At 74.5% G+C, this 21,449-nt stretch carries 16 protein-coding genes and 1 pseudogene; 13 read left to right on the forward strand and 4 right to left on the reverse strand.

The genetic code is table 11. The features are described 5' to 3' along the window. Window positions 1-17: 17 nt before the first annotated feature. The gene (locus tag IF30_RS0119905; protein ID WP_030240116.1) at window positions 18-218 is read right to left on the reverse strand and encodes a hypothetical protein; all 201 of its coding nucleotides are present in this window, start codon (window positions 216-218) and stop codon (window positions 18-20) included. 106 nt (window positions 219-324) lie between these two features. On the opposite strand from IF30_RS0119905, the pseudogene cobU reads away from it, so the two are divergent. The 7 genes and pseudogenes from cobU to IF30_RS0119940 all read left to right on the forward strand — a co-directional run. After that, window positions 325-900 (forward strand): annotated as a pseudogene (cobU, locus tag IF30_RS0119910) (bifunctional adenosylcobinamide kinase/adenosylcobinamide-phosphate guanylyltransferase); the annotation flags it as partial. A gap of 28 nt (window positions 901-928) precedes the next feature. After that, window positions 929-2,044 carry a nicotinate-nucleotide--dimethylbenzimidazole phosphoribosyltransferase gene (locus IF30_RS0119915; RefSeq protein ID WP_030240120.1) on the forward strand — a complete coding sequence of 372 codons (1,116 nt, stop codon included), beginning with the start codon at window positions 929-931 and terminating at the stop codon, window positions 2,042-2,044. 157 nt (window positions 2,045-2,201) lie between these two features. Beyond that, the gene (locus IF30_RS0119920; protein WP_030240122.1) at window positions 2,202-2,993 is read left to right on the forward strand and encodes an adenosylcobinamide-GDP ribazoletransferase; all 792 of its coding nucleotides are present in this window, start codon (window positions 2,202-2,204) and stop codon (window positions 2,991-2,993) included. Window positions 2,994-3,250: 257 nt separating this feature from the next. Continuing rightward, window positions 3,251-4,753 carry a leucyl aminopeptidase gene (locus IF30_RS0119925; protein WP_030240123.1) on the forward strand — a complete coding sequence of 501 codons (1,503 nt, stop codon included), beginning with the start codon at window positions 3,251-3,253 and terminating at the stop codon, window positions 4,751-4,753. A 379-nt stretch (window positions 4,754-5,132) separates the two neighbouring features. Continuing rightward, window positions 5,133-6,539 (forward strand): dihydrolipoyl dehydrogenase, encoded by a 1,407-nt coding sequence (lpdA, locus tag IF30_RS0119930; RefSeq protein ID WP_107054451.1) that lies wholly within the window; start codon window positions 5,133-5,135, stop codon window positions 6,537-6,539. A gap of 80 nt (window positions 6,540-6,619) precedes the next feature. Next, window positions 6,620-8,392, forward strand: a complete 1,773-nt coding sequence (gene sucB, locus IF30_RS0119935; RefSeq protein ID WP_030240128.1) for a 2-oxoglutarate dehydrogenase, E2 component, dihydrolipoamide succinyltransferase — start codon at window positions 6,620-6,622, stop codon at window positions 8,390-8,392. Between the two features lie 126 nt (window positions 8,393-8,518). Beyond that, the gene (locus IF30_RS0119940; RefSeq protein WP_030240131.1) at window positions 8,519-9,034 is read left to right on the forward strand and encodes a DUF4240 domain-containing protein; all 516 of its coding nucleotides are present in this window, start codon (window positions 8,519-8,521) and stop codon (window positions 9,032-9,034) included. A gap of 109 nt (window positions 9,035-9,143) precedes the next feature. Here the strand turns inward: IF30_RS0119940 and IF30_RS0119945 are convergent, their stop codons facing one another. After that, a complete protein-coding gene (locus IF30_RS0119945) occupies window positions 9,144-10,271 on the reverse strand; it encodes a DUF2510 domain-containing protein (protein ID WP_158835260.1) in 1,128 nt (375 codons plus the stop codon). Window positions 10,272-10,368: 97 nt separating this feature from the next. Then, window positions 10,369-10,866: a GNAT family N-acetyltransferase gene (locus IF30_RS0119950; RefSeq protein ID WP_030240137.1), complete on the reverse strand. Its 498-nt coding sequence runs from the start codon at window positions 10,864-10,866 to the stop codon at window positions 10,369-10,371. 64 nt (window positions 10,867-10,930) lie between these two features. Here IF30_RS0119950 and IF30_RS0119955 point away from each other — a divergent pair, with 64 nt between their 5' ends. Together IF30_RS0119955 and IF30_RS0119960 are read left to right on the forward strand one after the other, a co-directional pair. Then, window positions 10,931-11,836: a TIGR01777 family oxidoreductase gene (locus IF30_RS0119955; RefSeq protein WP_030240139.1), complete on the forward strand. Its 906-nt coding sequence runs from the start codon at window positions 10,931-10,933 to the stop codon at window positions 11,834-11,836. 437 nt (window positions 11,837-12,273) lie between these two features. Then, entirely contained in the window at window positions 12,274-13,605 is a 1,332-nt protein-coding gene (locus tag IF30_RS0119960; protein WP_030240142.1) for an FAD-dependent oxidoreductase, read from the forward strand. 335 nt (window positions 13,606-13,940) lie between these two features. Here IF30_RS0119960 and IF30_RS0119965 read toward each other — a convergent pair whose 3' ends face one another. Further along, window positions 13,941-15,848: a regulator gene (locus tag IF30_RS0119965; protein ID WP_234322771.1), complete on the reverse strand. Its 1,908-nt coding sequence runs from the start codon at window positions 15,846-15,848 to the stop codon at window positions 13,941-13,943. Between the two features lie 309 nt (window positions 15,849-16,157). Here IF30_RS0119965 and IF30_RS0119970 point away from each other — a divergent pair, with 309 nt between their 5' ends. The 4 genes from IF30_RS0119970 (at window position 16,158) to lipB (ending at window position 21,303) form a co-directional block, all read left to right on the forward strand. After that, on the forward strand, window positions 16,158-16,919 hold the full coding sequence (locus IF30_RS0119970) for a 3-hydroxybutyrate dehydrogenase (protein WP_030240148.1): 762 nt from the start codon (window positions 16,158-16,160) through the stop codon (window positions 16,917-16,919). 130 nt (window positions 16,920-17,049) lie between these two features. Next, complete coding sequence (locus IF30_RS0119975) at window positions 17,050-18,429, forward strand: MFS transporter (protein WP_030240150.1); 1,380 nt, start codon at window positions 17,050-17,052, stop codon at window positions 18,427-18,429. A 78-nt stretch (window positions 18,430-18,507) separates the two neighbouring features. After that, window positions 18,508-20,436 (forward strand): helix-turn-helix domain-containing protein, encoded by a 1,929-nt coding sequence (locus IF30_RS0119980; RefSeq protein WP_030240153.1) that lies wholly within the window; start codon window positions 18,508-18,510, stop codon window positions 20,434-20,436. 96 nt (window positions 20,437-20,532) lie between these two features. After that, a complete protein-coding gene (lipB, locus tag IF30_RS0119985; protein WP_030240156.1) occupies window positions 20,533-21,303 on the forward strand; it encodes a lipoyl(octanoyl) transferase LipB in 771 nt (256 codons plus the stop codon). Window positions 21,304-21,449 lie beyond the last annotated feature (146 nt).

Below are 21,449 nucleotides of genomic sequence, written 5' to 3' on the forward strand. Positions count from 1 at the left end.
ACGCGAAGCCGCCCGGGCTACTCCTCGTGCAGGCTCATCGCGTAGACGACCCGGTCGTCCTCCAGCAGCACCGCCGTGTCGACGCCGTCCTCCGCGAGCTGCTTCCAGCTCTCCCCGATCCAGGTCTCGGCGTCCCCCTGCCCGGCGAACTCCTCCTGGCCGCCGCCGGGCGTCACCGCGCTGCCGTCCGCCTTCTCGTACCGCCACGTCCACGCCATGCCCGGCTCCTCCCACTGACGACCCTGCCTGTGTTGCTGCGCACCTTAGCCTGCCCGGCCCGATCTTCCGTATGCCTGGTCGGGCAGGATGGGCGGCATGGCGACCCACCCCCCGCTCCCCCGCACGCTGCTGCTCGGCGGCGCCCGTTCCGGCAAGTCCACCCGCGCCGAGCAGCTGCTCGCCGACCGTCCGGACGTCCTGTACGTGGCCACCGGCGGCACCCGGGACGGCGACGCCGAGTGGGCCCGGCGGGTCGCCCTGCACCGCGAGCGGCGGCCGGCGGGCTGGCGCACCGCGGAGAGCTGCGACCTGGAGGCCGTACTGGCCGACCGCACCGACCCCGCGCCGGTGCTGATCGACTGTCTGGCGCTGTGGCTGACCGCGGTGATGGACGAGTGCGACGCCTGGGACGACGAGGCCTGGGCCGACCGGGCCGAGGCCGCGGTGCAGCGGCGCTGCGAGGCGCTGGCCAGGGCCTGGGAGGCCACCGGGCGGACCGTCGTCGCGGTGAGCAACGAGGTCGGCATGGGGGTCGTCCCGGCCACCGCCGCCGGGCGCCGTTTCCGCGACACCCTGGGCAGGCTCAACATGGCCGTGGCGGACGCCTCGGAGCGCGTCCTGCTGGTGGTGGCCGGGCAGGTGCTGACCATCAAGCCGGACGTCAAGCCAGCCGCGGGCTGAACACCTTCGGCGTGTAGCCTTCCGGACGATGGACACGACCGTGGATCTCGATACGTTCTCCTCGCTCGTCGAGCGCCCCGACGAGAGCGCCCGGCGGGCCGCCGAGGAACGCTGGCAGGCCGCCGGCCGACCGCGCGGCGGGCTCGGCAAGCTGGAGGAGCTGGGCAGCTGGCTGGCCTCCGTGCAGGGGCGCTCCCCGGTGCGGCCGGTCTCCGCGCCCAAGGTGCTGCTGTTCGCCGCCGACCACGGCGTGGCGGCCCTCGGCGTCTCCCGGATGCCCGCCGAGGGCGGCACCGCCGCCCGGGTGCGGGCCGTGCTGGACGGCACCGCGCCGGTGGCCCGGCTGGCCGCCCGCTACGGCGCCGAGGTACGGGTCGTCGACGTCGCGGTGGACTCCGACCCGGCCGACTTCCCGGACGACGTGGTGGCGCACCGGATCCGGCGCGGCTCCGGACGGATCGACGTCGAGGACGCGCTCACCCCGGAGGAGACCGCCCGGGCCTTCCGGGCCGGTATGGCCGTCGCCGACGAGGAGGCCGACGCCGGCACCGACCTGGTGCTGCTCGGCGACCTCGGGGTCGGCTCCACCACGGTGGCCGGCGTCCTGGTCGGCGCGCTGTGCGGCACGGACGCGGCGGCCGTCACCGGGCGCGGCTCGGGGATCGACGACCGGGTGTGGATGGTCAAGTGCGCCACCATCCGGGACTCGCTGCGCCGGGCCCGACCGGTGCTCGGCGACCAGCTGGCACTGCTCGGCACCACCGGCGGGGCCGACTTCGCGGCGATCACCGGTTTCCTGCTGCAGGCGGCCGTCCGACGGCTGCCGGTGGTCCTGGACGGCGTGGTCGCGGCGGCCTGCGCCCTGGTCGCGCAGCGGATCGCCTTCCGGGCCCCGGAGTGGTGGCGGGCCGGGCAGTCCAGCGGCGAGCCGGCCCAGGCGAAGGCCTACGACCGGCTGACCCTGACGCCGCTGCAGGACCAGGGGATCACCATGGGCGAGGGCGTCGGCGCCTTGCTGGCGCTGCCGCTGCTGCAGGCGGCGGGCGACGCGCTCGCGGACGAGGCGCCGACGCCGTACGTGCCGGCGGCGCCGAAGGAGCAGCCGAGGCTGCCCTCGGCGGCGGACCTGCTGCGGAAGCTGTAGGCCGGCCGGAGCGGGCCACGGCGGTCGGCGGCCGGAGCGGCCTGCGGTTCGGCTCCGGCCCCCGGCCGTCCGCCCCACGCTCTCCCCGCGCCCCTGGTGGGGCGCGGGGATTCCGGGGTGTGCGGCGCGGTTGCAACACGGTTGAGGAGTGAGGGCGATGGCGGACCCGGGCGATCGGGCCACGTGGGGGGACGGGCTGCGGTTCGGGTTCGGCACCCTGTCCGTGCTGCGGGTACGGGTCCGCCGGTGGGACCGGGCAGCCGGGTCGCGGGCGATGGTGAGCGCTCCGGCGGTCGGCCTCGCGCTGGGGGCCGCGGCGGCCGGCGCGGGGGCACTGGTGGCCTGGCGGGCCGGCGGCCCGCTCGGGGCGGTGACGGCGGTGGGGGTGCTCGCCGGGCTGACCCGGGGACTGCACCTGGACGGCCTGGCGGACGTCGCCGACGGCCTGGGCAGCGGGAAACCGGCCGAGGACGCGCTGCGCATCATGAAGCAGTCCGACATCGGCCCCTTCGGCGTCCTCACCCTCGTGCTCGTGCTGTCGGCCCAGATCGCCGCGCTGGCCGGGCAGTTCGGGCACTCGACGCTGCGCGGCGCACTCGCGGTGCTCGCCGCGGCGACGGCCGCCCGGTGCGCGCTCGCCTGGGGCTGCCTGCGGTCGGTGCCGGCCGCGCGGCCGGGCGGCCTGGGCGCTATGGTCGCGGGCACCGTGACACCGGTCGGGGCGGCCGCCGGGACGCTCGGTTCTGCACTCGCCCTGGCCGCGCTCGGGCTGTTCGACGGATGGTCAGTCCTTCGCCTGCCACTGGCCCTTGTGGTCGGCGCGGGCTGCGCCCGGCTGCTGCTGGGGCGGTGCGTCCGACGCTTCGGCGGAATCACCGGGGACGTGCTCGGGGCGATGGCGGAGACCGCCGCGACCGGCACGCTGTTCGCCTTGGCGTTGCTCGGCTGATACCGGACGGCGCGTGATCCCACCATGCGGACTACCATGCGTGAAGCACCGCAGCCCTGCACCGTGGCAGGTCCTGCCCGCCCGGCGCGTACCGAGGAGCCGGGGCCTCTGGTGTGCGCGCCCGCTCCGGCGGGTGCCCGCAGCCAGGGGGCCCGGACCCGCAGGGCCGCCGGCGGACGGCCTGTGACGGCGGGCTGCGCCGGTGCGGCAGCCTCGCCGCGACCGGCCGTGGACCGCGAAAGAACAGGACGCATTACGTGACTGCATTGTCTGTGAGCACCTCCTCCGCCGCCTCGCTGCGCGCGGATGCCCTGGTGGTCGGTGTCGCGAAGGGCCCGAAGGGCATCGTGCTGGCCCCCGGCGCCGAGGCCGTGAACGAGGCGTTCGAGGGCAAGCTGGCCGACGTCCTCAGCACCCTGGGCGCGACCGGCGCCGAGGGCGAGGCCGTGAAGGTCCCCTCCCCCGCCGGCCTGAAGGCCGCGCTCGTCCTCGCGGTCGGCCTCGGCGAGGCCGGCGAGGAGGGCTACGGCCTGGAGACGCTGCGCCGCGCCGCCGGTGTCGCCGCCCGCACCCTGGCCGGTGCGAAGAAGGCCGCGCTGGTCCTGCCGGCCGAGGCCGTGGAGGAGGTCGAGGCGGTCGCGCTGGGCGGCCTGCTCGGCTCGTACGCCTTCGGCGCGTACAAGGGCAACGGCAACGGCAAGGAGCCGGTCGGCGAGCTGGTCGTGCTGGCCCCGCGCAAGGGCAGCAAGGACGCCAAGGCCGCCGTGGAGCGGGCCGCCGCCATCGGCGAGGAGATGAACCGCGCCCGCGACCTGGTCAACACCGCGCCGAACGACCTGAACCCGAAGAGCTTCGCCGCGATCGCCCAGGCGGCCGGCAAGGAGCACGGCCTCAAGGTCGAGGTGCTCGACGAGAAGGCGCTGACCAAGGGCGGCTTCGGCGGCCTGCTGGGCGTCGGCAACGGCTCGGAGAACCCGCCGCGCCTGGTGAAGGTGGCCTACACCCACCCGAAGGCCAAGGCCACCCTGGCGTTCGTCGGCAAGGGCATCACCTACGACTCGGGCGGCATCTCGCTGAAGCCGGCCGGCCACAACGAGACCATGAAGTGCGACATGGCCGGCGCCGCCGCCGTGTTCGCCGCCGTGGTGGCCGCCAAGCGCCTGGGCCTCGCCGTCAACGTGACCGGCTGGCTGGCGCTGGCCGAGAACATGCCGTCCGGCTCCGCCACGCGCCCGGGCGACGTGCTGCGCATGTACGGCGGCAAGACCGTCGAGGTGCTGAACACCGACGCCGAGGGCCGCCTGGTGCTGGCCGACGCGATCGTGCGCGCCGGCGAGGAGAACCCGGACGTCATCGTCGACGTGGCCACCCTGACCGGCGCCATGGTGCTGGCCCTGGGCAACCGCACCTTCGGCGTGATGTCCAACAGCGACGAGCTGCGCGAGGACCTGCACGCCCTCGCGGGCGAGGTGGGCGAGCAGTCCTGGCCGATGCCGCTGCCGGCGGACCTGCGCAAGGGCATGACCGAGTCGACCATCGCGGACCTGGCCAACATGGGCGAGCGGATGGGCGGCGGCCTGGTGGCCGGCCTGTTCCTGAAGGAGTTCGTGGCCGAGGGCATCGACTGGGCGCACCTGGACATCGCCGGTCCGGCGTTCCACGAGGGCGCGCCGTTCGGGTACACCCCGAAGGGCGGTACCGCGAGCGCGGTGCGCACCCTGGTCCGCTTCGCCGAGCGGACGGCGAACGGCAAGGCCTGATCCGGCACCCGCCGCGACGGGGCCCGGCGCGTGTGCGCCGGGCCCCGTCGGCGTTGCCGCCCCGTTACCTGCGAGTAGGCCGGGGCGGCATGGTGCACCCGTGTTCGCTGCGGGCGAAACTTTGTTCCACACTGCGGAAGAGTGTGCGGCGGATGGCACGGAAGACGCCCGTCCGGCGGCTGTCAACACCCTCCTGAGCTGCGATGATGCCCTTCCGTCGGGGGCATTCCCGCCCCGGCGACCGCTCGGCGGTCCACCCCCGGGGTGGACCCGGACATCAGCCACCACGAACAAGTGCGAAGATGTATTTCCGGCACGACTGGGCGCCCCACAAAGGCTTCCGACCCACCGGACCGCGACCGGCCCGGCGACCCACCCCATGCATGGAGGACGTGACGTGGCGAACGACGCCAGCACCGTTTTCGACGTAGTCATTCTCGGAGGCGGAAGCGGCGGTTACGCCGCGGCGCTCCGCGCCGCCCAGCTGGGCCTGAGCGTCGCCCTGGTCGAGAAGGGTGAGCTCGGCGGCACCTGCCTGCACCGCGGCTGCATCCCGACCAAGGCGCTGCTGCACGCCGCGGAGATCGCGGACGAGACGAAGGAGGCCGCCGAGTTCGGCGTCCTGGCCACCTTCCAGGGCATCGACATCAACGGCGTCCACAAGTACAAGGACGACGTCATCGCCGGCCTGTACAAGGGCCTGCAGGGCCTCGTGGCGTCCCGCAAGGTGACCTTCGTCCAGGGCGAGGGCAAGCTCTCCTCGCAGACCTCGGTGGACGTCAACGGCCAGCGCATCGAAGGCCGGCACATCGTCCTGGCCACCGGTTCCGTGCCGCGCTCGATCCCGGGCCTGGAGATCGACGGCAACCGCGTGATCTCCTCCGACCACGCCCTCAAGCTCGACCGCATCCCGAAGTCGGCCGTCATCCTCGGCGGCGGCGTCATCGGCGTCGAGTTCGCCTCCGTCTGGAAGTCCTTCGGCGTCGAGGTGACCATCGTCGAGGCGCTGCCGCACCTCGTCCCGCTGGAGGACGAGAACTCCTCCAAGCTGCTGGAGCGCGCGTTCCGCAAGCGCGGCATCAAGTTCGAGCTGAAGGCCCGCTTCTCCGGCGTCGAGTACACCGAGTCCGGTGTCCGCGTCTCCACCGAGAACGGCAAGCAGATCGACGCCGACCTGCTGCTCGTCGCCATCGGCCGCGGCCCGGTCTCGTCCGGTCTCGGCTACGAGGAGAACGGCGTCGCGATGGACCGCGGCTACGTCCTGGTCGACGAGTACATGCGCACCAACGTGCCCACCATCTCCGCCGTCGGCGACCTCGCCCCGACCCTCCAGCTGGCCCACGTCGGCTTCGCCGAGGGCATCCTGGTCGCCGAGCGCCTGGCCGGCCTCAAGCCGGTGCCGATCGACTACGACGGCGTCCCGCGCGTGACCTACTCCAACCCCGAGGTGGCCTCCGTCGGCATCTCCGAGGCCAAGGCCGTCGAGCTGTACGGCAAGGAGAAGGTCGTCACCCTCAAGTACAACCTGGCCGGCAACGGCAAGAGCAAGATCCTGAAGACCGCCGGCGAGATCAAGCTCGTCCAGGTCAAGGACGGCGCCGTGGTCGGTGTCCACATGGTCGGCGCCCGCATGGGCGAGCAGGTCGGAGAGGCCCAGCTGATCTACAACTGGGAGGCCCTGCCGGCCGAGGTCGCGCAGCTCATCCACGCGCACCCGACCCAGTCCGAGGCCCTGGGCGAGGCGCACCTGGCGCTGGCCGGCAAGCCGCTGCACGCGCACGACTGATCGCGCCCCACCCCCCTTTTCCGGTACTTCCCGTACGCAAGTACTTCCGTACGCAAGACGTGATAGGAGTCGCTGAAACCATGGCGGTCTCAGTAACACTGCCCGCGCTGGGCGAGAGCGTTTCCGAGGGCACCGTCACCCGCTGGCTGAAGGCCGAGGGTGAGCGTGTCGAGGTCGACGAGCCGCTGCTCGAGGTGTCGACCGACAAGGTCGACACCGAGATCCCGGCTCCGGTCTCCGGCATCCTCTCCTCGATCAAGGTCGCCGAGGACGAGACCGTCGAGGTCGGCGCCGAGCTGGCGATCATCGACGACGGCTCCGGCGCGCCGGCTGCCGCCGCTGCCCCGGCTGCCGAGGCCGCGCCCGCCGCCGCCCCGGCCGCCGAGGCCCCGGCCCCGCAGGCCCCGGCCGCTCCGGCCGCTCCGGCTGCCCCGGCTGCTCCGGCCGGCGACGCCACCCCGGTGCTGCTGCCCGCCCTGGGCGAGTCCGTGACCGAGGGCACCGTCACCCGCTGGCTGAAGGCCGAGGGTGAGACGGTCGAGGTCGACGAGCCGCTGCTCGAGGTCTCCACCGACAAGGTCGACACCGAGATCCCGTCGCCCGTCGCCGGCACCGTGGTGAAGATCCTGGTCGGCGAGGACGAGACCGCCGAGGTCGGCGCCCAGCTCGCGCTGATCGGCGCCGCGGGTGCGGTCGCCGCTGCTCCGGCTCCGGCTGCCGCTCCGGCCCCGGCCGCTGCTGCTGCCCCCGCCCCGGCTGCCCCGGCTCCGGCCCCCGCGCCGGCCGCTCCGGCTCCGGCTCCGGCCGCTGCTGCTGCCCCGGCTCCGGCCGCTCCGGCTCCGGTTGCCGCCCCGGCCCCGGCTGCCCCGGCTCCGGCCGCTGCCCCGGCTCCGGCCGCCGCTGCTCCGGCTGCCCCGGCAGCCGACAACGGTGACGCCTACGTCACCCCGCTGGTGCGCAAGCTCGCCGCCGAGCACGGCGTCGCGCTGACCTCCGTCGCCGGCACCGGCGTCGGCGGCCGCATCCGCAAGCAGGACGTCATCGCCGCCGCGGAGGCCGCCAAGGCCGCTCCGGCCCCCGCCGCCGCTGCCGCCCCGGCCGCCGCGCCGAAGGCCGCCGCCGCGCCGTCCGCCCTGCGCGGCCAGACGGTCAAGATGAGCCGCATGCGCAAGGTCATCGGCGACAACATGCTGAAGGCCCTGCACGAGCAGGCCCAGCTGACCAGCGTGGTCGAGGTCGACGTCACCAAGATCATGTCGCTGCGCGCCAAGGCCAAGGACTCCTTCCTCGCCCGCGAGGGCGTGAAGCTGTCCCCGATGCCGTTCTTCGTCAAGGCCGCCGCCCAGGCGCTGAAGGCCCACGCGGTCATCAACGCCCGGATCAACGAGGCCGAGGGCACCGTCACCTACTTCGACACCGAGAACATCGGTATCGCGGTGGACTCGGAGAAGGGTCTGATGACCCCGGTCATCAAGGGTGCGGGCGACCTCAACATCGCCGGCATCTCGAAGAAGACCGCCGAGCTGGCCGCCAAGGTCCGCGACAGCAAGATCACCCCGGACGAGCTGTCCGGTGCCAGCTTCACCATCAGCAACACCGGCTCGCGCGGTGCGCTGTTCGACACCGTGATCGTGCCGCCGAACCAGGTCGCCATCCTGGGCATCGGCGCCACCGTCAAGCGCCCGGTGGTCATCGAGGCCGACGGCGGCACCGCCATCGGCATCCGCGACATGACCTACCTGTCGCTCTCCTACGACCACCGCCTGGTGGACGGCGCCGACGCCGCCCGCTACCTGGTCGCGGTCAAGGAGATCCTGGAGGCCGGCGAGTTCGAGGTCGAGCTCGGCCTCTGACCCCTCCACGGTCCCGCCGGAACCCCGCCCCGTCCCCGGACGGCGCGGGGTTCCGCCGTTCCGGTCGCGCGCCGCACCGGGTCATGGCATGCGCGGACGCGGACGAACGGGGATGCTGGAGCGGTGATGGACGAGACCGACTTCTGGCAGATCATCGACGACACCCGGGACGCCGCCGACGGCGACCCCGACGAGCAGGCCGACCGGCTGGTGGAGCGGCTCGTCCTGCTCACCCCGGACGACGTGATCGACTTCGCCCGGCTGTTCGAAGCCCGGTTCCAGCGCGCCTACCGCTTCGACCTGTGGGGCGCGGCCTACCTGCTGCTGGACGGCGCTTCCGAGGACACCTTCGACTATTTCCGCTGCTGGTTGATCGCCCAGGGCCGAGAGGTCTTCGAGGGCGGGCTGGCCGAACCGGACGACCTGGCGGACCTGCTGCCCGAGTTCGACGAGGAGGAGGACGGCGAAGCCGAGGATGTCGGCTACGCGGCCGACGAGGCGTACGAGCGGCTGACCGGGCTGCCGCTGCCCGACGTCGGCGGGCGGCAGGCCGGACGGCCGTCCGGGGCGCCACTGGACTTCGACGACCCGGACGTGATGGCGAAGCGCTTCCCCAAACTCTGGGAGCGGTACGGGGACTGAGGCGGGATTCGCCGCCCCCTCGCGGGAGACGTGGGCCTCGGTCGAGGCGGCGGCTCCGGGAGTGGGCCGGGCCCCTCGGGCGGCGTTGCCGACCCGAGGGGCCCTCGGCTCAGGTGGAACTGCCGGAGGAGCTGTCCTGCTTGACCCCCGTGAGGATCTGGTCCAGCACGGAGGCGTCCGGCGCGGCCGGGTCGTCGTCCACGCCTCCCTCGAAGACCACGTAGCCGCCGCCCTTGGCCGGGACGGCCGCCAGGAGGATGTAGCCCTGGGTGCCGTCCGAGGTCTGGACGTGCCAGCGCGTGGCGTAGCCGAGCACGCCGGCGACGCTGACGTAGCCGGAGCCGGAGTCGGTGTGCGAGGTGATCCCGGTGAAGATCTTCCCGGCGTAGGTGGGCATCGCCGTGTCGGCGGCCGCCTTGGGGGTGGCGCCCTGGACGGTGTCCTTCTCGATCGAGAACTGGCCGCGGATGCAGGAGTTGCCGTCCGGGCAGGTGTAGTGGCCGCTGCCGAGGAAGACCGTCGAGTGCGCGGAGTCGGTCGCCGCGTCCCAGCCGTCGAAGACCGGGACGGTGATCGCGTGCTGCGGGTCCGGGACGGTGCTCTTGAGGACCGGCGCGGGCTTGGGCACCGACACGGTGGGGGAGGTGGTCGGCGGGGTCGGGCTCGGCGCGGGACCGTTGCTCTGGGTGACGGTGACCGTGGGGTCCGGGGTCGGGTCCGCCTTCGGGTCGCCGCCGCCGCTGAACATGATCCCGGCGATGATCCCGCCCACGGCCAGCACGCCGACCGAGATGCCGACGATCAACCCGGACCTGCTCTTGCCGGAACCCTGCGGCGGGTGGCCCGGCCCCGGGAAGCCGTAGCCCGCGCCGCCCTGGCCCGGGTAGGCGCTCTGGCCGGGGTAGCCGCCCTGGCCCTGGTACGCGTCCTGGGCCGGGTAGGCGCCTTGGGCCGGGTACGCGTCCTGGGCGGGGTAGCCGTAGCCGACCGCCGGGGGGCCCTCCTGGCCCGGGTAGCCGTAGGACGGGGCCTGGGGGCCGCCCGGGTAGCCGTAGCCGGGCGTCTGCTCGGACGGCGGCCAGGTCTGCGTCGGGGCGTCGGCGAGCCCGCCCGGGGCGCCGCCCTGGAGCGGCCGCACCTCGCTGGTCCAGGCGGTGCCGTCCCACCAGCGCTCGTGACCGGGGGTGCCGTCCGCACCCGGGACCGGGTACCACCCGGGAGGCGTCGAGTTGCTCACGGGCGTACGGTACCCGGCGTGGCGCCGGTCCAGACAGGTCGGGTGGGTCACGACTGCGCACCGCCTCGGGAGCGGCCGGCGGGCGCGCCGGTGGGGCTCAGTCGACCAGGCGGCGGGCCATCCAGATGTCGTCCACGTAGGTGCCGTCGATCAGGAACTCCTCGGCCAGCGAGCCCTCGACGACGAAGCCGCGGCTCTCGTAGAGGCGGCGGGCGGGGGCGTTCCAGCCGAGCACCCGAAGCGTCAACTTGCGGGCGCCCGCCGCCCGGGCCGTGGCGCAGGCCGCGTCGACCAGGCGGCGGCCGATGCCCCGGCCGCGGACCGTGTCGTCGACGGCGAGGCCCTGGATCTGGCGCACGTGCCGGTTGCTCGCCAACGGGGTGGCCGGGACCTGGCGGATGTAGCCGACGATCCGGCCGTCCAGGACGGCGAGCAGGAACTGCTCGGGGGTGCGGCGCTCGTCGAACACCCCGTCCTCCTCCGTGGGTTGCGGGGAGACGTCGGACAGGACGGACCAGGTGGTGCGGTTGAGGACGGCGAGTTCGCGCTCGTCCTCGGGCCGAGCCGGGCGGATGATCAGATCGTCGTCGAACATGCGCGTCATGCTAACGAGGCGCGTGCGACCGTGACGGGCCGTGGGGAACTGCGAGGATGGGCCCATGCGCATCGCTGTCACAGGCTCCACGGGTTTGATCGGTTCGGCGCTCGTCCGCTCCCTGCTGGCGGACGGCCATGAGGTGGTCCGGCTGGTCCGGCACCGGTCCAGGACGGGCCCCCAGCCCGACGGCACCACGGCGATCGGCTGGAACCCGCTGCTCGGCGAAGTCCAACGGGACGGCCTCGTCGGCGTCCAGGCGGTGGTGAACCTGGCCGGCGCCGGAGTCGGCGACCACCGCTGGACCGACGCCTACAAGCGGGAGATCCGGGAGAGCCGGGTCTACGGCACCGAGACGCTGGCCGTCGCACTGGCCGAACTCAAGGAACCGCCCCGGGTGTTCGTCAGCGCCTCCGCGGTCGGCTGGTACGGACAGACCGGCGACCGGGTGATCGACGAGGACTCCCCCGCCGGTGACGACTTCCTGGCCGAGGTCTGCCTGGAATGGGAAGCCGCCGCCAAACCGGCCGAACGGGCCGGGATCCGCGTCGTCCACCCCCGCACCGGGATGGTGCTGTCCGCGGCCGGCGGAGCGGGCGCCCGGCTCTTCCCGCTGTTCAAGCTGGGCCTGGGCGGGCGGCTCGGCGACGGGCAGCAGTACTGGAGCTTCATCTCGCTGCACGACGAGATCGCCGCGCTGCGCTTCCTGCTCGACCACGACGACCTCTCCGGCGCCTTCAACCTGACGGCACCGAACCCGGCGACCAACGCCGAACTGACCGCGGCGCTCGGGCGGGCGCTGAAGCGGCCGACGCCGTTCCCGGTACCGGAGCCGGTGCTCAAGGCGGTGCTCGGCGAGCTGGCGGTCGAGGTGGTCGGCAGCCACCGGGTGGTGCCGCGACGGCTGCTGGACGCGGGCTTCCGGTTCACGCACCCGGACGTGTACTCGGCGGCACTCGCGGCGCTGTGAGGCGTCGGCGGAGGCGGGGCGTCGGCGGGACGTCGGCGCGGGCGCGGCGTCGGCGGGACGTCGGCGGGGGCGGGGGCGGGGTGAGGCGCGCGCCGGGCCCGGGCGTCCTCCGAGGCCACCATCCGCCCTGGCCACGGGCATATGCCGGGCAGGGGGTCGGACGGGGCTCCGGGAGGGGGCGCACGGGAGCACACGGTGGGCGCGTCGCACGCCCCCGGTGACGGTACGCGCCCGCCGACCCCCGAACCCGCCGCCACAGCACACTGTCCGTGACCGCGCCCCCGCCGGGTGCCGCACAACCCCTCCCCGTCCTCGGATCTGGCCCGATCCGCTTGTCTGACGCTCACACTGACTGGGCATCACCCTCCTCGGACCGTGTCCCGGCACCCCGCTGCCTGCGTCGGCCGGAGCCCCGGGACCAGGGAGGGAGCACGCCAGTGCCCACGTACGACTTCACCCGCCGCGCTCGTCGGCCATCCGACCCGGACGTCGTCGTGGTCGGCGCCGGACTCGCGGGTCTGGCCGCCGCCCGCGCGCTCACCGGCCACGGACTAGCCGTTCAGGTCCTGGAGACCACCGAACGGATCGGCGGCCGGATGGCCACCCGCGAGCTGGACGGATTCCGGCTCGACGACGGCAGCCACCTGCTCAACACCGCCTTCCCCGAGCTGCGCCGCACGCTCGACCTCGACCGGCTCGACCTACGCCCGCTCGCGCCCGGCGTACTGGTGCACAGCGGCGGCCGCCGCTACCGCGCCGGGGACCCGCAGCTGACCGCCGCCCGGCAGGCCGCCACCCGGGCCCCGCTCGGCAGCCCGCTGGACAAGGCCCGGCTGGGCAACTGGCTCGGCCGGCTCGCCACCACCCCGGTCGGCCGGCTGCAGGCCCGGCCGGAGACCACCGCCGCCCGGGCGCTGACCGGCCACGGGCTCGCCCCGCGCACCGTCGACGGCTTCCTGCGCCCGCTGCTCAGCGCCCTGCTCGGCGATCCCGCGCTCGGCACCAGCAGCCGGATCGCCGACCTGGTGCTGCGCTCGTACGCCCGCGGGAGGCTCTGCCTGCCCGCCGCCGGGATCGCGGCCGTGCCGGCCCAGCTGGCCGCCGCCCTGCCCGTCGGCACCGTCCGCACCGGAGTGCAGGTCACCTCGATCGCCGCGGACGGCGTGGAGACCCTCGCCCACGGGCGGATCGGCGCCCAGGCCGTCGTCATCGCCACCGACGCCCGCTCGGCCGCCGAACTGCTGCCCGGGCTCCGACTGCCGGCCTTCCACCCCGTCACGACCTTCTACCACGCGGCCGACCGGGCCCCGCTGGCCGAGGCCGTCCTGCTGCTCGACGGCGAACGCCCCGACGGGCACCCACCGCTGGTCTCGCACTCACTGGTGCTCAGTGAGCTGCACCCGTCCTACGCTCCGCCCGGCCAGGCGCTGATCGCCACCACCGTGCTCGGGCGGCGGGCCTTCGACGCGGGCGGCCCGGCCGGGCTGGAACCGGCCGTCCGGGCCCGGCTCGCCGGGCTGTACGGCACCGCGACGACGGGCTGGCAGTTCCTCAGCGTCCGACACGTCCCGGACGCGCTGCCCGCCATGCCGCCGCCGCACAACCCCCGGCGCCCGGTGCGGCTGCTGGCCGGGCTGTACGTCGCCGGGGATCACCGGGACACCAGTACGGTGCAGGGCGCGCTGGTCTCCGGGCGGCGGGCGGCGCAGGCGGTGCTGCGCGACCTCGGCGTCCCGGCCGACGCGCGGGAGGCGGAGGCGGCGGCCTGAGGCCGGCCCGGGGCGGCTCTCGGCAGTCCTGCCCCGCGGCCGGTCCTGCCGCCGGTCCTGACCCGCGGCGGGTCCTGACGCCCTGGCCTGACGCCCTGTCCTGACGTTCTGTCCTGGCACCCGGCCAGGACACGCGTGACGTGAGACGCCGGCGGAGATCGGTGTCGGCAAGCTGCGCGGCGGCCCGCCGGACGGGCGGGCACCGCGTGGCTGCTCGCTGGTCGCGGCCCTCGGCACGGGCGCACTCGTCCAGCCGGCCCCGCCGGCCGGCGCCTCGCCGGGCTCCCGCTCACCACCACCGTGCTCGTCCGGTGTGCCGTCGCCGCCCCGATCGATCAGATCACCCCCGCCTGGCGTGCCGTCTCCTCGAACGCGCGGGCCACCGGGCTGCCCCGGTACGGGGTGAGGCGGCGGTGGAAGTCCCGGACGTACTCCAGGGAGCGGGCCGAGCGCATCTCCCCCGCCGCCCGCAGCGCGTCGGTGGCCATGGTGCAGGCCTCGTCGAGGTCTCCCATGCCGAGCCGGGCGGTGGCCAGCACCAGCCGGCAGAAGATCCGGCTGCGCGCGTAGGCGGGCGAGCGGAGCCGCAGCGACTTCTCGGCGTGCTGCGCGGAGGTGCGCCACTGCTGGAGGTCGCGGTAGCAGTGGGCGAACTCGTCGGAGAGCTGTGCCTCGTCGAAGTACCGCGCCCAGGCGGGCAGTTCATCGCCGGTGCGGGCGGCGGCCAGGGCCCGTTCGGCGCGTACCAGGGCGGTGGTGCAGGAGCGGACGTCGCCCAGCAGCCCGTGCCCGCGGGCCTCGGCGGCGTGCATCAGCGACTGCACGACCGGCGGCACGGCGGTGCCCACGCCCTGCTGGGCGACCCGGGCGAGCTGGACCGCCTCCCGGCCGTGGCCGAGGTGGACGGCCTGCTGGCTCATCGTCACCAGGACGTAGCCGCCGAGCGCGCGGTCCCCCGCGGCCTGGGACAGGCGCAGCGCCTGGACGAAGTAGCGCTGGGCGAGTCCGTGGGCGGCGATGTCGAAGGAAGTCCAGCCGGCCAGTCGGGTCAGGTCGGCGACAGCGCCGAACAGCGCTCGGCCGATCTGCTCGCCGTAGCGGCCGCGCAGCATCGGCTCGGCCTCGCTCTCCAGGTAGCGGACCAGTGCCTGCCGGGCGTGGCCGCCGCCGTACGCGTGGTCGAGTGCGCGGAAGAGGTCGCCGACGGCTCGGATGGCGGCGATGTCGCCGCGGCCGACCCGCAGGGCGGGGCGGGCCTCCCGGGCCGGGTCGGTGTACGGCGGTTCGACGGCGACCGGCGGGCGGCGGCTCTGGGTGGGCACCCGGCCGATGGCGGGGGCGGTGCCGGTCGTCCCGGCCGTGCTGCGCGCGGCCGTGCCGGGCAGGCCGGGGGCGCCGACGGCCTGGCCGCGCGCCGAGCCCGCGGGCGGCCCGCCGGGCACGTTCTGCGGGGGCGCGCCGGTGATGGCCGTGGAGGTCGAGGAGGCGGTCGGCGGTCCGGTGGCGGCGTCCGGGCGGCCCAGGGTGGAACCGTCCCGGGCGACCCGCTCGTCGGTGCGGCCGATCAGCCAGTCCCGACTGGGGACGACCAGGCCGGCCGGGGTGAAGGCGATCCGGCGCAGCTCGGACTGCGGGCCGTTGTCCTTGCGCCACATGCTCGCCACGATGTCCACCGCCTCCTGCGGGGTCTCGGCGAACTCCAGGCCGGCGTAGACCGGGGCGCAGGCGTCCAGGCCGAGGTCCTGGGCGGTGAGGCGGCGGCCGAGGCGGCGGGTGAAGACCTCGGCGATCAGGGCCGGGGTGGCGCCGCGGGGCTGCTGGCCGCGCAGCCAGCGGGTGACCGACGTCTTGTCGTAGCGCAGGTCGAGGCCGTGTTCCAGGCCGAGCTGGTCGACCCGGCGGGCCAGGCCGGCGTGCGAGAAGCCGGCCTCCTCGATCAGGGCGGCGAGCTGGCCGTTCTGCGGGGCCGGGCCCGAGTGGCCGGCGCTCCGTGCGGGCGCGGGGGTGACGGGGGCCCCGTGCCGGTCGGGTGTGGCCTGCGCGGACAGCCGCGGTTCCTCGGCCGTCGCGTCGGCCGTCGCGTCGGCGGTCAGCGTCTCGGCGGTCAGCGTGTCGCCGGTCGGGGCGTCGGGGACCAGGGCGTCGGGGGCGTCCGGAAGGGTCCGGCCGACCGGACCTCGGTGCTGGCCGAGCGGGTCGAGCGGTCCGTACGCCGGGCTGTCGGTTGCAGGCCGTTGGGGCATGTCTGTCAACACCTCTCGGACGTCGCACCGGGCTCTACCAGCACTTCGGCTGCCTGGGGCGGCGCCCCCTGTCGGGAATCGGCGTGAATGTAGCGAGCATTCGGGCGCTATGGGTGGATCTGACCGAGCAATCCTCCGAACGGGTGAAGCATCCGCGCCCATTGTGGGGAAGCGCGGTCACCTGCGGTTTGGCCTTCCGCGGTCGAACCGCCGATCGAGCCTCGTAGTGGTTGCCGCCACGGCTCCCGGCGGCACTGTGGTGGGCGCCCACATGGGAGCCGGGGCGGCGGGTTCCTACCGTTCTCGGCCATGGACACCACTACAGCCCGCCCGCTCGACGGCCGCACGGCCCTGGTCACCGGGGCGGCCTCGGGCATCGGCCGGGCCTGTGCCGAGGCCTTCGCCGGGGCCGGCGCCCGGGTCTACGTCGTCGACCTCGCGGCCGGTCCGGCCGAGGAGGTCGCCGAGCGGATCGGCGGCCACTCGATCGTCACCGACCTCTCCGACCCCGGAGCCGTGGACGCCCTGCCGGACGACGCCGACATCGTGGTCAACAACGCCGGGCTCCAGCACATCGCGCCGGTGCACGAGTTCCCGCCCGAGCGCTTCACGCTCATCCAACGCGTGATGGTGGAGGCGCCGTTCCGCATCCTGCGCCGGACCCTGCCGCGGATGTACGAGCGGGAGTGGGGGCGGATCGTCAACGTCTCCTCCGTCCACGGCCTGCGGGCCAGCGCCTTCAAGGCCGCGTACGTCACCGCGAAGCACGCCCTGGAGGGCCTGAGCAAGACCGTCGCCCTGGAGGGCGCGCCGCACGGCGTCACCAGCAACTGCATCAACCCCGGGTACGTCCGGACACCCCTGGTGGAGAAGCAGATCGCGGCCCAGGCGCTCGCCCACGGCATTCCCGAGGACGAGGTGGTGGAGCGGATCATGCTCGACCGCACCGCCGTGAAGCGCCTCGTCGAGCCCGAGGAGGTCGCCCAACTCGCCCTCTGGCTCTGCTCCCCCGCCGCCTCCTGCATCACCGGCGCCAGTCTGCCCGTCGACGGCGGCTGGACGGCCCACTGACCGCCGACACCGTGGCGCAGGCCGCCATGCGCATCTCGAACAGTGTGTGTTCCGCCCACATAGGCCTCCGCCCAGCGGATTCCTACCTTGTGGCGACATCGTCTCCCCCCGGCCCTGGAAGTGGTGGCACATGAACGCCCCGGCAAGCGGCGCGGCTACGCGCAGTTCACTCCCGAGAGTGGTGGCTGCCAGCCTGATCGGCACGACCATCGAGTGGTACGACTACTTCTTGTACGGAACGGCGGCGGCGCTGGTCTTCGGCAAGCTGTTCTTCCCCCACAGCGATCCGCTGACCGGGACGCTGCTGTCGTTCCTGACCTACGCGATCGGGTTCGCGGCGCGGCCGCTCGGCGCCCTGGTGTTCGGGCACTTCGGCGACCGGGTGGGGCGAAAGCGGCTGCTGGTGGTGAGCCTGCTGCTGATGGGCGGGTCGACCACGGCGATCGGGCTGCTGCCGACGTACGACTCGGTCGGGGTCGCGGCGCCGGTGCTGCTGACGGTACTGAGGCTGGTGCAGGGCTTCGCGCTCGGCGGCGAGTGGGGCGGTGCCGTGCTGCTGGTGTCGGAGCACGGGGACCAGCGGCGGCGCGGGTTCTGGGCGTCCTGGCCGCAGGGCGGGGCGCCGGCCGGGAATCTGCTGGCGGCGGGGGTGCTGTCGCTGATGACGTCGGTGCAGTCGGACTCGGCGTTCCTGGCGTGGGGCTGGCGGGTGCCGTTCCTGCTGTCGGCGGTGCTGGTCGCGGTCGGGATGTGGATCCGGCTGGCGGTGGACGAGTCGCCGCTGTTCCGGGCCGCGCTGGCGGCCCGGCAGAAGCGATCGACCGTCGAACAGCCGCCGCTGGTCAGTGTGTTCCGGAACCACTGGCGGGAGGTGCTGGTGGCCATGGGGGCGCGGATGGCGGAGAACATCTCGTACTACGTGATGACGACGTTTGTGCTGACGTACGCCGTCACCCACGCCCACTTCACCAAGCAGAGCGCGCTGAACGCCGTACTGATCGCCTCCGCGGTCCAGTTCGCGCTGATCCCGCTGTTCGGCGCGCTGTCCGACCGGGTCGGGCGCAAGCCGGTGTACCTGGTGGGCGCGGTCGGCGTCGGCGTCTGGGCGTTCGTCTTCTTCGGGATGGTGGACACCCGGTCGTTCGGGTCGCTGGTCCTCGCGGTGACCGTCGGGCTGGTCTTCCACAGCGCGATGTACGCACCCCAGGCGGCCTTCTTCTCCGAGCTGTTCGCCACCCGGATGCGCTACTCGGGCGCCTCGATCGGGGCGCAGTTCTCCTCGGTGGCGGCCGGCGCCCCGGCGCCGCTGATCGCCACCGCACTGCTCAAGGACTACGGCAGCGCCACCCCGATCTCGGTGTACGTCGCCACCGCGGCAGCGATCACCGTCCTGGCGGTGCTCTGCGGACGGGAGACCCGCGGACAGGACCTCGCCGAAGTCGACGGACAGCAGGGCCCGGAGGGCCAGTCGGCGGACGCCGCCGCGGCCGGAAAGCCCGCCGTCGCCTGAGGCCGGTGCCCGAGACCGAGCCGCTACGATCGCGATTCCTCGGAACCGACGGACCGACGCCGATTGGCGGCACGCACCATGAACCACCCGCACGAAGGCGCCGCTCCGGCGCTGCGGCGGCTGCTCGACCTGCTCGCCTCGGGCGCCGCCACCGAGGACTTCGCCGACGTGCTGGCCGACGCCCGCCACCGCGGGGCGCCGGCCGCCGTCCTCGCCGAGATCGACGACGCCACCTGGCAGGCCCTGCGGGTCCACCGGACCCTGCGTCAACACCGCCGCCGGGAAGCCGAGTTGACCGCCCTCTTCGACACGGCCGGAGACCTCGCCGCCTCCCGCGACCTGGACACCGTGCTCCAGTCGATCGTCCGCCGGGCCCGGATGCTGCTCGGAACCGACACCGCGTACCTGACCCTGCCCGACGAGGCCGCCGGCGACACCTACATGCGGGTCACCGACGGCTCGGTCTCCGTGCTGTTCCAGACCCTGCGGCTCAGCCTCGGCGACGGCCTCGGCGGCCTCGTCGCGCAGACCGCCCGCCCGTACGCCACCCCCGACTACCGCGCCGACGAACGCTTCCGCCACACCGCCGCCATCGACGCGGGCGTGCTGGACGAAGGCCTGGTGGCGATCATCGGGGTGCCGCTGCTGCTCGGCGGCCGGGTCATCGGGGTCCTGTTCGCCGCCGACCGCTCGCCGCGCGCGTTCTCCCCCGACGAGGTCGCGCTCCTGTGCACGCTGGCCGCACACGCCGCGATCGCCCTCGACACCGCCAAGTCACTGGCCGACACCCGGGCCGCGCTCGCCGAACTCAACGCGGCCAACGAGCTGGTCCGGGCCCACTCCGCCGCCGTCCAACGCGCCGAGCAGGCACACGACCGGCTCACCGACCTGGTCCTGCGCGGCGCCGAGGTGCCGGACGTCGCCGCCGCCGTCGCCGCGCTGCTGGGCGGCGAGATAGCGGTCCTGGACGCCGACGGCGAACCCCTCGCCGGACGGCCCGCACCCGCCGCCGAGCTGGCCGCAGCCGTCGCCGCCTCCCGCACCGAAGGCCGGTCCGTCCGGCACGGCGACCTCTGGGTCTGCGCGGTGCTGGCCGGACACGACGCGCTGGGCACCCTGGTGCTGCGCGGACGGCCCGGCCTCGACGACGCCGACCGGCGGCTGTTCGAGCGCGCCGGCGTGGTCACCGCGCTGCTCCTGCTGCTGCGCCGCTCGGTGGCCGAGACGGAGAACAGGGTCCGCGGCGAACTGCTCACCGACCTGCTGACCGCCCCCGAGCGCGACCCCGCCGGACTCACCGCGCGCGGCCGCAGGCTCGGCGTCGACCTCGCCCGGCCCCACCTGGTGCTGGTCGCGGAGCCGGCCGGCCGGGCCGGCGACGACCCCGGCACCGACCGGGGGCGGCTGGCGGGCGCGGCCCGGCGGTACCTGTTCGGATCCCGGGGCGTCAGCGCCGAACACGGCGAGGCGGTGGTGCTGCTGGTGCCGGACTCCGATGACCCCAAGGAGCCCGAGGACCCCGAGGCGACGGCCCGGCAGGCCGCCGAACGGCTGGCCCGGCTGGCCGGGTTCCCGGTCACCGTCGGCGCCGGCCGCTCCTGCGCCGGGCCGCCCGCGCTGGCCGCCTCCTACGCCGAGGGCCTGCGCTGCGCCCGCGCCCTGCGGGTGCTCGGCCGCGCCGGAGAGGGCGCCTCGGCCCGCGCGCTCGGCTTCCTCGGCGTGCTGCTCGGCGACGGCCACGACGTGGACGGCTTCGTCGGCGCGACCCTCGGCCCGCTGCTGGCGTACGACGCCCGGCGCGGCACCGAGCTGGTCCGCACCCTGCGCGCCTACTTCGACTGCGGCGGCAGCCTCACCCGGGCCAAGGACGAGCTGCACGTCCACGTGAACACGGTCGTCCAGCGGCTGGACCGGGTGGAGGCCCTGCTCGGGCCCGACTGGAACCACCCCGACCGGTCACTGGAACTGCGGCTCGCCCTGCGGCTGCAGTTGCTCGCGGGCGGCTGACCACTCCGATCCGGCCGGGGCGTACAGTGGCGAGGTTGGTCTCGAACGCCCGGCAAGGAGCGCGAAACGGTGAGCGAGAACGTTCGGTTCGTCCACATGGGCATAGGCGAGCGCCAGGTCCCGTACCAGGAGGCGTGGGAGGAGCAGCAGCGGCTGCACGCCCTGCGCGTCGCGGACGAGATCCCCGACACCGTGCTGCTGCTGGAGCACCAGTCCGTGTACACCATGGGCAAGCGCACCAACCCCGCCGACCTCCCGCTGGACGGCACCCCCGTCGTCGAGGTCAACCGGGGCGGCGAGATCACCTGGCACGGACCCGGCCAGCTGGTCGGCTACCCGATCGTCAAGCTGCCCGACCCGATCGACGTCATCGCCTACGTCCGCCGGCTGGAGGAGGCGCTGATCCGCGCCGCCGCCGGGTTCGGCGTCGGGACCGCCCGGGTCGAGGGCCGCAGCGGGGTCTGGGTGCTCGGCGAGTCCATCCCGGACGCCGTGGTCGACCCCGCCCAGGTGGTGGACATCGGCAGGCTGACCCTGCGGATGGGCCTGCCCCTCGGCATCGATCCGCGACTGGCCGGGCCCGAGTACGCCCCCTCCAACGCCGGGCAGCGCGGCGACGACCGCAAGCTCGCCGCGATCGGCGTGCGGGTCGCCCGCGGGGTCACCATGCACGGCTTCGCGCTCAACTGCGACCCCGACATGACCTGGTTCGACAAGATCGTGCCGTGCGGCATCCGGGACGCGGGCGTGGCCTCGCTCTCCGGCGAGCTGAAGCGCGAACTGTCCGTCGCCGAGGCGACGCCGGCGGTCGAACGGCACCTGGCGGAGGTCTTCGCCGAGCTGCCCGAGCCGGCGCTCAGCCGCTGACCCGGCCGGCGGCTGACCCGGCCGGCGTCCGAACTCGGCCGGTGCTTGGACCGCCTGGCGTTCCAGCGGGCGGCAGTCGGAGCCGGACTCCCCTCGAGTACTGGGAATCTACTGACCGGTAGCCGTGTTGCCCTGCGATTGCAGGG

The organism is Streptomyces sp. NRRL S-350, from assembly GCF_000719705.1.
Classification (GTDB): Bacteria; Actinomycetota; Actinomycetes; order Streptomycetales; family Streptomycetaceae; genus Kitasatospora.

Bases quoted from the DNA above. Each gene is read 5' to 3' on its own strand.
- IF30_RS0119940 (WP_030240131.1), top strand. From the start codon at position 8,519: ATGGACGAGACCGACTTCTGGCAGATCATCGACGACACCCGGGACGCC.
- sucB (WP_030240128.1), top strand. From the start codon at position 6,620: ATGGCGGTCTCAGTAACACTGCCCGCGCTGGGCGAGAGCGTTTCCGAG.
- IF30_RS0119980 (WP_030240153.1), top strand. From the start codon at position 18,508: ATGAACCACCCGCACGAAGGCGCCGCTCCGGCGCTGCGGCGGCTGCTC.
- IF30_RS0119970 (WP_030240148.1), top strand. From the start codon at position 16,158: ATGGACACCACTACAGCCCGCCCGCTCGACGGCCGCACGGCCCTGGTC.
- IF30_RS0119905 (WP_030240116.1), bottom strand. From the start codon at position 218: ATGGCGTGGACGTGGCGGTACGAGAAGGCGGACGGCAGCGCGGTGACG.
- IF30_RS0119915 (WP_030240120.1), top strand. From the start codon at position 929: ATGGACACGACCGTGGATCTCGATACGTTCTCCTCGCTCGTCGAGCGC.
- IF30_RS0119920 (WP_030240122.1), top strand. From the start codon at position 2,202: ATGGCGGACCCGGGCGATCGGGCCACGTGGGGGGACGGGCTGCGGTTC.
- lpdA (WP_107054451.1), top strand. From the start codon at position 5,133: ATGCATGGAGGACGTGACGTGGCGAACGACGCCAGCACCGTTTTCGAC.
- IF30_RS0119955 (WP_030240139.1), top strand. From the start codon at position 10,931: ATGCGCATCGCTGTCACAGGCTCCACGGGTTTGATCGGTTCGGCGCTC.
- IF30_RS0119950 (WP_030240137.1), bottom strand. From the start codon at position 10,866: ATGTTCGACGACGATCTGATCATCCGCCCGGCTCGGCCCGAGGACGAG.
- lipB (WP_030240156.1), top strand. From the start codon at position 20,533: ATGGGCATAGGCGAGCGCCAGGTCCCGTACCAGGAGGCGTGGGAGGAG.
- IF30_RS0119965 (WP_234322771.1), bottom strand. From the start codon at position 15,848: ATGCCCCAACGGCCTGCAACCGACAGCCCGGCGTACGGACCGCTCGAC.
- IF30_RS0119975 (WP_030240150.1), top strand. From the start codon at position 17,050: ATGAACGCCCCGGCAAGCGGCGCGGCTACGCGCAGTTCACTCCCGAGA.